At 42.3% G+C, this 11,934-nt stretch carries 13 protein-coding genes and 2 riboswitches; of the genes, 7 read left to right on the forward strand and 6 right to left on the reverse strand.

The window, feature by feature from the left end:
- Positions 1 to 10: 10 nt before the first annotated feature.
- Together AC503W_RS18685 and AC503W_RS18690 are read right to left on the reverse strand one after the other, a co-directional pair.
- On the reverse strand, positions 11 to 763 hold the full coding sequence (locus AC503W_RS18685) for a metal ABC transporter ATP-binding protein (RefSeq protein ID WP_427685741.1): 753 nt from the start codon (positions 761 to 763) through the stop codon (positions 11 to 13).
- Positions 764 to 774: 11 nt separating this feature from the next.
- A complete protein-coding gene (locus AC503W_RS18690) occupies positions 775 to 1,692 on the reverse strand; it encodes a metal ABC transporter solute-binding protein, Zn/Mn family (protein WP_402870902.1) in 918 nt (305 codons plus the stop codon).
- A gap of 267 nt (positions 1,693 to 1,959) precedes the next feature.
- Here AC503W_RS18690 and AC503W_RS18695 point away from each other — a divergent pair, with 267 nt between their 5' ends.
- The 4 genes from AC503W_RS18695 (at position 1,960) to AC503W_RS18710 (ending at position 5,628) form a co-directional block, all read left to right on the forward strand.
- Positions 1,960 to 2,163, forward strand: a complete 204-nt coding sequence (locus AC503W_RS18695) for a helix-turn-helix transcriptional regulator (RefSeq protein WP_402870900.1) — start codon at positions 1,960 to 1,962, stop codon at positions 2,161 to 2,163.
- Positions 2,163 to 2,462 (forward strand): hypothetical protein, encoded by a 300-nt coding sequence (locus AC503W_RS18700; RefSeq protein ID WP_402870897.1) that lies wholly within the window; start codon positions 2,163 to 2,165, stop codon positions 2,460 to 2,462. The genes AC503W_RS18695 and AC503W_RS18700 overlap by 1 nt, the downstream gene beginning before the upstream one ends.
- A 241-nt stretch (positions 2,463 to 2,703) precedes the next feature.
- On the forward strand, positions 2,704 to 3,666 hold the full coding sequence (locus tag AC503W_RS18705) for a LacI family DNA-binding transcriptional regulator (RefSeq protein ID WP_427685743.1): 963 nt from the start codon (positions 2,704 to 2,706) through the stop codon (positions 3,664 to 3,666).
- A 230-nt stretch (positions 3,667 to 3,896) separates the two neighbouring features.
- A riboswitch (Lysine riboswitch) is annotated at positions 3,897 to 4,079 on the forward strand.
- A 97-nt stretch (positions 4,080 to 4,176) separates the two neighbouring features.
- Positions 4,177 to 5,628: an amino acid permease gene (locus tag AC503W_RS18710; protein WP_402870890.1), complete on the forward strand. Its 1,452-nt coding sequence runs from the start codon at positions 4,177 to 4,179 to the stop codon at positions 5,626 to 5,628.
- A gap of 47 nt (positions 5,629 to 5,675) precedes the next feature.
- On the opposite strand, the gene AC503W_RS18715 is transcribed toward AC503W_RS18710, so the two are convergent.
- The 4 genes from AC503W_RS18715 to AC503W_RS18730 form a co-directional block, all read right to left on the reverse strand.
- Positions 5,676 to 7,358, reverse strand: coding sequence for a glycoside hydrolase family 13 protein (locus tag AC503W_RS18715; protein WP_427591405.1), 1,683 nt, complete (start codon positions 7,356 to 7,358; stop codon positions 5,676 to 5,678).
- Positions 7,359 to 7,548: 190 nt separating this feature from the next.
- Positions 7,549 to 8,115, reverse strand: a complete 567-nt coding sequence (locus tag AC503W_RS18720) for a YhcN/YlaJ family sporulation lipoprotein (protein ID WP_427685745.1) — start codon at positions 8,113 to 8,115, stop codon at positions 7,549 to 7,551.
- Between the two features lie 52 nt (positions 8,116 to 8,167).
- Positions 8,168 to 8,488, reverse strand: coding sequence for a quaternary ammonium compound efflux SMR transporter SugE (gene sugE, locus AC503W_RS18725; protein ID WP_407407593.1), 321 nt, complete (start codon positions 8,486 to 8,488; stop codon positions 8,168 to 8,170).
- Between the two features lie 46 nt (positions 8,489 to 8,534).
- A riboswitch (guanidine-I (ykkC/yxkD leader) is annotated at positions 8,535 to 8,634 on the reverse strand.
- 45 nt (positions 8,635 to 8,679) lie between these two features.
- Entirely contained in the window at positions 8,680 to 9,009 is a 330-nt protein-coding gene (locus AC503W_RS18730; RefSeq protein ID WP_403123874.1) for a DUF948 domain-containing protein, read from the reverse strand.
- 279 nt (positions 9,010 to 9,288) lie between these two features.
- On the opposite strand from AC503W_RS18730, the gene AC503W_RS18735 reads away from it, so the two are divergent.
- From AC503W_RS18735 to AC503W_RS18745, 3 genes are all read left to right on the forward strand, one after another.
- Positions 9,289 to 9,825, forward strand: a complete 537-nt coding sequence (locus AC503W_RS18735) for a PadR family transcriptional regulator (RefSeq protein ID WP_402870878.1) — start codon at positions 9,289 to 9,291, stop codon at positions 9,823 to 9,825.
- A 154-nt stretch (positions 9,826 to 9,979) separates the two neighbouring features.
- Entirely contained in the window at positions 9,980 to 11,101 is a 1,122-nt protein-coding gene (locus tag AC503W_RS18740) for an ABC transporter permease (protein WP_402870875.1), read from the forward strand.
- The gene (locus tag AC503W_RS18745) at positions 11,101 to 11,781 is read left to right on the forward strand and encodes an ABC transporter ATP-binding protein (protein ID WP_402870872.1); all 681 of its coding nucleotides are present in this window, start codon (positions 11,101 to 11,103) and stop codon (positions 11,779 to 11,781) included. The genes AC503W_RS18740 and AC503W_RS18745 overlap by 1 nt, the downstream gene beginning before the upstream one ends.
- Positions 11,782 to 11,934: the final 153 nt, after the last annotated feature.

Genomic DNA, 11,934 nt, shown 5'->3' on the forward strand with positions numbered 1-11,934 from the left:
CGTGTACACCTCATTTTAATAGCAGACCTGACTCTGAATCCGATATGATCGCTAACCGTCCCCCATATGTCTCCTGCAAAAACTCAGGAATGAAGACCTCTTCTGTCGGGCCAATTTTCATCACCTTTTTATTCAGCAACATCGTCCAGTCGAAATATTCCTTCACAGTCGACAAGTCGTGATGCACAACCAGAACGGTCTTCCCTTTTTCTTTCAACTCCATCAAAAGCTGGATGATAGCCTTTTCCGTTGCGGCATCAACACCCACAAATGGTTCATCCATGAAATAGATGTCCGCTTCCTGCGCCAATGCCCGTGCCAGGAAGATCCGTTGCTGCTGTCCGCCGGAAAGCTGACTAATCTGACGGTCTGCATACTCAACCATCCCTACTTTCCCCAGGCATTCCATCGCCTTCATTCGTTCAGCCTTCCCGGGACGCTTCAACCAGCCTAGGTGCCCATACCGGCCCATCATCACGACATCGAGTGCATTTGTCGGGAAATCCCAATCTACCGATTCTCGCTGTGGTACATAACCGATACTTTTCCTCATGGACTTATAAGAAGCACCATGGATCGTGACTTTTCCGGCTAGTCTTGGAACCAATTCAAGAATCCCTTTGATCAGGGTGGATTTCCCCGCCCCATTCGGACCGATGATACCAATCAGATTCCCTTCCGGAACCTCGAATGTTACATCTTCAACCACCGGCTTTTTATGATAAGCTATCGTCAGATTCTCGACTTTCAACGCATAATTCATCCCATTTCCTCCTATTTTAATGCCTTCACGATCGTATCGGTATTATGCCGGACCATTCCGATATAGGTTCCTTCTTCCGTGCCTTTTTCCCCCATTGCATCCGAGAACAGCTCGCCGCCTATTTCCACGCTATGGCCTTGCTTTTCAGCTCCCTGAATGACCGCTTCGATAGCCTTTTTCGGTACGCTTGATTCCACGAAAATGGCTTTGATTTCATTTTCCACAAGATATTCACGCATATCCGTTACATCCTTCGAACCATATTCCGATAGAGTATTCATCCCCTGAAGCCCTCTCACTTCCAATCCATATGATTTGCCGTAATACCCAAAAGCATCATGTGCCGTGACGAGGACCCGCTGATTCTCCGGAATCTTATTTATCTCCTCATGGACATATTCATCAAGTTCCTTCAACTGGATAACATAGGCTTCATAATTTTCTAGATAACTAGCTTCATGGTCCGGGTCATTTGCAATCAGCTCTTCCTTCACGGCTTCCGCTGCCACCATCCAAAGCTTTACATCAAACCAGACATGCGGGTCATGTTCCGTTTCACTGACCTTATGAAGCTGATCCCCCGTAAAGTCTTTCGTCACCGCAATCGTCGGTTTCTCCTTACTCATCATTTCAAAGATATCCGTCATTTTCCCTTCAAGGTGCACACCGTTATAAAAAATCATGTCAGCTGAATCAAGTGTTTTCACGTCCCCCTGCGTTGCCTTATATAGGTGGGGGTCGACTCCCGGCCCCATTAAACTTGTGACCTTCACATGTTCACCGCCGATATTCTCGACTAAGTCCCCAATCATCCCCGTCGTAGCTACTACATTCAGCTTTCCTTGAACGTGATTCGATGGTTCATTGCTACATCCTGATATCATGACCACTGCCATAAGCAAGCTTCCAACCCATTTCAAAAACTTCATGTATCCCCCTCCAATTTATAGCCCTATATAAAAAAGTTTACCAAGGGCAATATTTAGGCCAAAAAAAATCCGTTATATTTTGTCCTACGCGCTAGAATGTTTCCTCTATACAACTTATTTTATACTATACACAATTATTCGTAAAAAGTGCAAATTTTTAAATGTTGGACTGAAGAAATTTAATGCAGGAAAATATATACAAAACAACTTTTGTAAAGTATACTTTACGTATAGTGAGCTTTACATTAAAGAAAGGAGCCGGAGGGGTTGAAAAACAAATTACGGGATTTGCGCAAGTCTCATCAACTTACACAAGAAAAGCTATCCGAACTAACGGGCGTATCCCGGCAGACGATTATTTCTATAGAATCCGGAAGATTCGATCCATCCATCAAGCTTGCTTACAAACTGGCAAAAGTGTTCGATTTGACCATTGAGGATATATTTCTATTTGAGGAGGAGGAAATGTAATGGATTTTAACTGGTGGGCTTTTTTAGGAAGTACCCTTGGCATCATCGGAGGGCTGGCTGGATTAAGGGGAGGTCGCCGTGCCGCTGCCAAGCGACGGGGATTGGATGAACGATTTGACCTCATCCGAACTAAAGCACGGGCAACCAGCTGGTTTTTCACCCTTTTTGGGATCTATATCTTTTTCTTCTTATTATTTTTTGGCGTAAAACTCTCTGTTGCCCCTGTTCTAGGTATTCTCTTACTTCTTCATCTCGGGTCATGGGCGATTTCCGTTTTTTATTATGAAGCAAAGCTTTAAATCATTTTTGTAATTTTACTGCTAGGTAAGCTAACCCCAACTCAATCCCACAAAGCATGATCAAACAAAGCAAAGTCGTTAACATCTTCATCCCTCCTTCAAGACTTTTATTAATCTTAAAGGATGAAACCCATACCAGAACAAGTCCCTTCATGAAGGAATTTTCCCGTTATGCTTTCGTTCTCTTGCTCTGAAATGGGTTTCATAGGGTAGACTGTAAAAAACGAAAAATGGTGATCTAATGACGAACATAAAAAAAATCGCTGAATATGCAGGTGTATCGATTACGACCGTATCTCGCGTGATGAATAACCATCCTTATGTAAGTGAGGAAAAGAGAAAGAGTGTACTAAAGGCCATCGAGCAATTGAACTATACGAGAAATATCAATGCCGTACATCTTTCGAAAGGCAAGACTCATCTGATTGGCGTCATCATTCCATACACCAACCACCCCTATTACGGAGCAATCATCCAGGGAATTAATAAACAAGCAAATGTCCTTGGGTACCATATTGTCATCTTCCAAACACAATATGAAAGAGAGAAAGAAATCCAAGCACTGAAAATGTTACAAATGAAGCAACTCGATGGTATCATCGTCTGTTCTAGAATCTCAGAAATGAAAGTGCTCTTGGAGTATCATGTCTACGGTCCGATTATCTTATGTGAAGATACAACTCAGTCTGAATTTTCTTCGATCAGCATCGACCATTATGCCGCCTTTTCCTCAGCCCTCGACTACTTGGTAAACAAGGGATATAAGAAAATAGGCTACAGTCTTGGGCGAAAAAAGAGCAGGAATAGTTCACTTCGGATAAAAGCGTTTCAAGATAGCATGAAAAAACATCATTTTATCAGTAAAGAGGAATGGCTGTTTGAAGGCAGTTACTATATCAAAGACGGAGAAAGAGCCTTTCAAGAATGGGTCGCCATGCAGGATAAGCCGGAGGCCATCATTATAACGAACGATGATACGGCAGCCGGCTTCATCATTTCCGCTCAAAAAGCGGGAGTTAAGATACCTGAAGACGTCGCCATCCTTGGTTTCAATAACGATAGTATTAGCGAAATGCTGGATATCTCGACTATATCCCTACCCTTGGATTCGATTGGGAGAATGGCTGTTGACCTTTTTGAGGATCCTGCCACGATCAAACATGTAAAGCTAGGTTTCAGCCTTATAACGCGAAAAAGTGTCTAATAATCAGAATTATTTGATTTTATTATTCACCTATATTATCCAGTTGAGCGCGAAATGGTTTGATTCATGTCTAATTAGGGAAAAAGATACTTGAAAAATAAACATTGCGCTCTCTAGAGGAATATTTTATAATTTTAATATAGCAAATTTCATTCAGTGACTCACAAACTGTATGTCACCATTTAAAATTCGCGTTATTAACAGTACGAATTGAATACTTCCTCATTTACCGATGAGTTAGAGGCTGCGACTTATAAAAGTAACACGGACGAGATTCAGGAAAGTTGACGACTCCGTTTGAAAGGATAAGTTGCCGAAGTGTAGAAATATTCCTTGTATTTCTAGGCTGGCGATGTTTTCGAAAAGGAACATCACTGTCACGTTTTCATAAAACGTGGGGAGCTATCTTCGGAAGGATTAAACGGGTATCTATATACAGCCGTCGATCTTTTTCGACTGCTGTTTTTTTTATATTCCGTCCCCTTCCCATAAAAAGGAGTGTAACATCAATTGAAAAATCAACAACAAAATTCAAATCCTACTGAACTGAAAAGGAGTCTGAAAGCTAGGCACCTTATGATGATATCTCTAGGTGGAACAATCGGCACCGGGCTATTTTTAGCGAGTGGTGGTGCCATTCATACGGCTGGCCCCGGTGGTGCATTAGTTGCTTATGCGGTAATTGGCGCCATGGTTTTTTATTTAATGACAAGCCTTGCCGAGATGGCTGCTTATATGCCAGTTGCCGGTTCGTTCCGCGTTTATGCATCCAAATTCGTCGATCCCTCTTTCGGTTTTGCGATTGGGTGGAATTATTGGTATAACTGGGCCATCACGATAGCAGCTGAATTGGCGGCCGTTGTCCTGATCATGAAATTTTGGTTCCCGGATACTCCATCATTCATTTGGAGTGCCGTTGCATTACTCATCATGTTCTTAATTAACTATATGTCCGTTAAGGGCTTTGGCGAAGCCGAATATTGGTTTGCAATGATTAAAATCGTGACCGTCATTATCTTCTTAATTACTGGTTTTTTAATCATTTTTGGTATCATGGGCGGAAATGATCCAATTGGTTTTTCTAATTTCACCATGGGTGATGGGCCATTTAATGGAGGCTTCTTTACCATTCTAGGAGTCTTCATGGCAGCTGGCTTCTCCTTCCAAGGAACGGAATTGCTTGGAGTAACCGCTGGAGAAAGTGAAGATCCTGAGAAAAACATCCCTAGGGCGATAAAATCCGTTTTTTGGCGCATTATCTTATTCTATATCCTAGCAATCTTTGTCATAGGAATGATCATTCCTTTCACGGATGCACGTTTACTAAGTGAAGATGTTGCCGTCAGTCCATTTACGCTGGTTTTTGAACGCGCAGGCCTTGCCTTTGCCGCTGCTGTCATGAACGCAGTCATTTTAACATCCGTACTTTCAGCTGGTAACTCTGGCATGTATGCATCAACCCGTATGCTATGGGATTTAGCACGTGACGGAAAAGCACCGAAGTTCCTTGGCAAGCTTGATAAAAGAGGCGTACCTGTAAATGCCCTTATCGTGACTTCTTTAGTCGGATGTCTTGCTTTCTTGGCTTCCTTCTTCGGGGATGGAGTCGTGTATATTTGGTTACTGAACGCTTCCGGTATGGCTGGTTTCGTCACATGGGTCGGGATTGCCCTTGCCCACTATCGATTCCGAAAAGCTTATATCGCTCAAGGTCTGGATTTAAATGACCTCCCATACCGTTCAAGAACCTTTCCGTTCGGTCCGGTTTTTGCGCTTGTCCTTTGCCTCTTCATCATCCTTGGACAAGGCTATCAAGCTTTCAGCACGGACGGAATTGATTGGAACTCCATGTTTGTTTCCTACATTGGTCTTCTTTTGTTCTTCGTTCTCTGGCTCGGATATAAAATTAAACATAAATCCAAAATCATTCCCCTTGAGGAATGTGATCTAAAAGTGAAATAAAAAAAAGGACCTGAATCTCTCTTCAACAGAGAAGTTCAGGTCCTTACTTATTTCAAAAGGTAGACACGGCATTCATATGGACGCAACGGTTCACTGGAGACCGTGTCGCTTTCCTCCTGCTCATAATTGCCGATCAACAGGGTAGCCTTTAATGAATGTAACGCCGTCGGTATCGTCAAAGTCGCTTCTTGTCCCTTAAAGTTGCATAGCACAAGCACCTTTTCCTCACCTAGCGTCCTCGTATAGGCAAAAATCTGTTCATCATCCGGACAAAGTAAATCAAAACGACCATATACGATAATGTCATGTTGTTTACGTAATTGAATGAGCTTTTTATAAAAATGAAAAATGGATTGATGATCATTATAGGCCTTCTCTGCATTGATTTCCGGGTAGTTGGCATTCACGCCGATCCATGGAGTTCCTGTCGTGAATCCCGCATTCCGTCCATCATTCCACTGCATGGGTGTTCGCGCATTATCTCGACTACGTGCATGAATGGCAGCCATCATCTTTTCTTTTGACCATCCATACGTATTCACTAATTCTTCATAGGAATTCATCGTTTCTATATCACGATACTCTTCTATGCTTTCAAAAGCGATATTGGTCATTCCCAGCTCTTCCCCCTGGTAGATATAGGGTGTCCCCTTTAACATATGAAGACAAGCAGCAAGCATCTTCGCACTTTCCACCCGATACTCCCCATCATCTCCGAATCTTGATACAACTCTTGGCTGGTCATGGTTATTCCAGTACAAACTGTTCCAACCTACCTCTTCCAACCCATATTGCCATTTTGAGAGAATCCCTTTTAAATCGCTCAGATCCCATTTTTCATTATTCCATTTTCCTTCCGGTCCTCCCCCTATATCCATATGTTCAAATTGGAAGACCATATGTAATTCCCCACGATCCTCCCCTGTGTAGAGTACCGCGTCATCTGGTGAAACACCGGGCATTTCTCCAACTGTCATCACATCATAATCAGAAAGGACGCGTTGATTGACTTCCTGCAAGAACTCATGGATTCTGGGTCCATTCAGGAAATAGGGACTTCCATCGCCGTGCTGTTTTCCATCCAAAATGTTTCCATCCATGTATCGCTGGTCCTTCGATAGAAAGTTAATGACATCCATCCGGAATCCATCAACCCCTTTATCCAGCCACCACTTCATCATGCTATAGATTTCCTCACGAAGTTGAGGGTTCTCCCAATTCAAATCGGGCTGTTTTTGGCTAAATAAGTGTAGATAATATTCATCCGTTCCCTCATCATATTTCCATGCCGAACCTTTGAAGACAGACTCCCAATTATTCGGTTCCTTTCCATCCTTACCAGGTCTCCAAATATAGTAATCTCGCTTCGGGTCATCCACGGAGGAACGGGAAGCCAGGAACCATGGGTGTTCATCTGACGTATGATTCACTACGAGATCCATCATGATTTTCATTCCCCGTTCATGGACCGCACTTAAAAGCCGATTAAAATCATCCATCGTCCCGAATTCCGTCATGATTGACTGATAATCACTAATATCATACCCGTTATCATCATTCGGTGATTTGTATACGGGAGAAAGCCAGATTACATCCACACCAAGCTCCTGTAAGTAATCAAGCTTGAGTAAGATTCCTCTCAAGTCACCTATTCCATCTCCATTGCTATCCATAAAACTACGAGGGTACACTTGATAAACAACCGACTCTTTCCACCACGTCTTTTCCATACCTACCACTCCCTCCTTAACCTTTACATAATTATACAATAATCTTTCTATTATAAAGAGTGAAACTTCAGAATATTACCAATAACATATTTTCTTCACCTAAAAAAAGGCTCACCCGCTTTATCTTCAAGCTCTTCAGCTGAAAATCAATCGGACAAGCCTTGATGATCATGAATGGATATATGCTAGTTTAACTAGGGAAAACCCTGTGTACAAGATTCTGAAACTCATCTGTAAACCCTTCAACCGGTTTTCCACTTTTAACATCTTTCACGTATTGATCCATCCTCTTTACAAAATCGGGGTTGGTCGATACATGAACATCATGGATGGAAGTATCACTGTTTCTTACAGCACCTTCAATTTTGTTTTTCACTTCCGTGGTAATGGAGTCTTCCCCTTTTCTGAGTACGGCACCCACATATGCATCATTATCGATCACGATAACTCTTGCTCTTTTTACTTGCTTCAATTCCTCGACCCGGTCAGCAATATTCTCAGTTACCCTCATCTGATTGTTACCTTGACCAGTGTTGTTGTTGTTGTTGTTGTCGTTGTTATTATTATTATTGTTAGTTTTAGTATCCGTTCTATCGTTCACCGTCGTAGGATTATAACCAGTTTGACTCAAATCTCTATCCTGATTGGTCCGATTCAGCCCGAGGTTTTCGTTTGCTCCTTCATTTTCATTCGCGGAACATCCTGTAATGAATAAAGCCACCATTACGCTTGTCACTATCGCTTTGTATTTTTTCATCTTTTCCCTCCTCACATATGGTTTCCCTTACTATTTGCAAGGAGGGAAGGAGTTATTCAGAAGAAGTGATTTTCAACCCGAGAATCCCCACGACAATACAACCAACGAAGACCAGGCGCATGGCATCCCTCGGTTCGTTAAACGCAATGATGCCCACCAATACGGCGCCGACTGCTCCAATTCCCGTCCATATCGCATACGCCGTTCCCATCGGTAGCGTCTTTATTGCTGAGGACAGAAAGTAAAAACTGATAATCATGCCTACAATCGTGATGACCGAAGGAAATAATTTCGTGAATCCTTCCGTATATTTCAAACTTGTAGCCCAAACCACTTCAAATAACCCAGCAATAACGAGTTGAATCCAAGCCATCTTATTTTCCTCCAATACAGAATAAGCCCGGGAGGTCACAAACATAACCTCCCGGGCTTTTATCCCTCCGTGTACGCAGAGTTTTCCCTGCGCGTCTCTCTCGGACCAGTCCGGCCTTGCACCGCGGAACCCTAGAAACATTTCAATTACCTGTACTATATCATTTCGATTTAATGGGGGTCAAACGTTTCTTACCCATTTCTTCTGCTTGTCATTGTCCCTTTATCGCCTTTAATGGTATGCCAGATATTCTTAAATGGTTGGGGTGTTTCCTTCGCGGCATCCACCGTATACTGAACCGCTTCTTTTTTATATTGAACATCCTCTGTGATTTCCTGCTGTGTCTCCGCAAGATGATCCGTCTCCGACTTAATCTGATCTGTTTTCGCCTGCATGCGCGCAACAGTTTCATTTACATTATCAATGGTTGGTTTAGAATCCTTAAATGTCTTAAAAGCAAAAAATGCTAAATAAATAATCGAACCAATAAAGAGGGCCAGACTAATATATACAATGATCACGTATCGTTTCCTCCTCCTTCTTCTTCTCTTCTTTCCACTACTATACCCATTATACCCGCTAGAAAACAGTACACATGTAATTTCTCATAAGCCTGGGATTAACAAAGCGAGGCAGAAACACCGAATGATGCAATCCCCGGTAGACCCGCTTCGTCTATTGGTCTCTTTTCAGAAAAGACTATGGGCCTCGCTTCATCCATTTATCGACCAACTCATGCTATAGATTTGATGTAAAACATGCTACTATAAGAGTAGATACCATCGGAAAGGGGCCCCATTATGGATACTCGATCACTTATTTTACTTGGATTACTTATGGCCCAGAGTCAACATGGCTACCAAATTAATGAATTCATAGAAAGAAACTTAAGTACCATTACAGATATGAAGAAGCCAACCGCTTATGCAACATTAGATAAATTAAGTAAACAAGGCTACATTGAGGTACACACTGAGCAAGAAGGCAACAGACCACCTCGTAAAGTGTATTCCATTAATGAAAAGGGAAAACAATATTTCTACGAGCTGCTCATTCAAAACCTCTCCTCTGCGGAAAGTGTAAAGTTCAGCGGGGATATCGGCCTGATGTTCATTGATCACCTCCCCTTGGAAAATGTCATTCCAGCTCTTGAAAACAAGCTCACAGAGAATGCGAAACTGATTACCGTGTTAAAAAAGACTCCCGTACACGGTTCAGGACATGGCGTCGATTTTGCCGTAGCTCATAAGATTGCCATGCTTGAAGCAGAAACGGAATTCATCAAGAACACCGTACTCACCCTTAAGGATCAGCTGAAAGAACTGAAAAGTACATGATAGTCTAAACCCTTGCCAAGTAGCCTGCACTTCCTACTCGGTGGGGTTTTTTGTTTGCATGGAATTTCTATTTGACTATTAATACAGACGGTACTATACTTTAGGAGTAATAGTCATAACTGACTAATCACTATAAAACTAAAGAGGTGTTACGATGTATCTTGCACTAAAGGAACTCAAGCACGGAAAATTCCGATTCATGATGATAGGTATCATCCTAGTGCTCATATCTTGGCTAGTCTTCATCCTTTCAGGACTTGGCAATGGACTTTCTACATTAAGTGCCGCATCCTTCAAGAATATGGATGCCGATTATGTAGTCTTTGAAGAAGGATCCCGAAACTCGATGACACGGTCCATGTTTAGTGGAGATCTTGCAGATGAACTGAAGGAATTCCCGGAAGTCAAAGCTGTATCTCCCATGGGACATTCAATGGCAACTGTTTTAAAAGGGGATACTGACGCAACGGAGGAAAAAACGGATATCGCCTTGCTTGCGATAGAACCCGGTAGCTTCCTGGAGCCTGAAATCATCGAAGGACATGCTCTATCTAAAGATCGTCCCAAAGATGTTGTCGTAAATGATTCATTCAAGGAAGAAGGCTTTAAGCTTGGCGATACCTTGGAATTGGAAGGAACGACAGAGAAAGTTACGATTGTTGGATTTACAGAAAATCAAACATACAACCATGTGACATCCGTCTTTACAACACTTGATAAGTGGCGGAGCATTCACTATGCGGCTCCTGGTTCCGATAATGGAGTCAATGAACCTGTTAACGCCATTATGCTTCAAGGCAAAGATATTGACGTTGATTCCATAAATAAAGAATTCAAGGGTTATGATATCGTTACTAAATCCCAAGCGGTTCAAGGTATGCCAGGTTACGTGGAAGAAAATGGGACAATCGTTATGATGCTTGTCTTCCTTCTTGCGATTTCAGCTTTCGTCCTAGGTGTATTCTTCTATGTACTAACGCTACAAAAATCCAACCAATTTGGCATCATGAAAGCGATTGGAGCAAGCAATGGGTTCCTTGGTAAAGCGATTGTTTCCCAAGTGTTCCTATTATCACTTATCAGTATAATCGTAGGTATCCTCTTAACATATGGTACGGCACTTATCTTACCAGCAGGCATGCCATTTGAACTGGATACGAAGTTAGTGATTATCTACAGCATAATTTTACTTATCATATCCGTTGTAAGTTCATGGATTTCAGTTCGTAAAATCACGAAAATCGATCCATTGCAAGCTATTGGGAGGGCAGAATAATGACTGGATTACAACTTGAACATGTATCGAAATTTTACGAAGAGGGTGGCCATAAGATAGCGGCCCTTCAAGATGTTTCTTTATCCGTCGAACAAGGGGAATTTGTGGCCGTCATTGGCCCATCCGGTTCTGGTAAAAGTACCTTCCTTTCCATAGCAGGAGCCCTCCTTCAAGCTTCTGCAGGTGCAGTCAGCCTGAATGGTAAGGATCTAGGTGGCCTCAATGCGAAAGAACTGGCCAATGTCCGTTTGAACGATATCGGTTTTATCTTACAAACATCGAACCTCATACCGTATTTAACGGTACTTGACCAATTGCTTGTCGTGAAAAAAATGGCAGGCAAGATCACAAAGCAAGATAAAGCATTTGCTAAAAGTCTACTCACTGACTTAGGTCTAGGAAGTAAAATGAGTAAGTTTCCAAACGAGTTATCAGGTGGAGAACGCCAGCGGACAGCCATCGCCAGAGCCTTCATGAACCAACCCAATATCATACTTGCAGATGAACCAACTGCAAGCCTTGATTCCAAACGAGGACATGAAGTCGTCCAACTTATCGCCAAAGAAGTTAAGTCACGGAAGAAAGCAGCCATCATGGTAACCCATGATGAACGCATGCTACAATATTGCGATAAAGTGTATAAGATGGAAGACGGTCAATTATCACTCGTCTCCAACTGATATATAAAGCCCATCCTTGTATAAGGATGGGCTTTACTAATGGAATAATGTGAGCAGGTCGACTAGCGAAATCCTCTGGGACCTAGCCGGATTTAGTTATCAGAAAATTAAAATAACATGTATAATGAAGGTGTCTTTTTAAAATGAGGAGGA

The organism is Peribacillus suis (assembly GCF_059384845.1).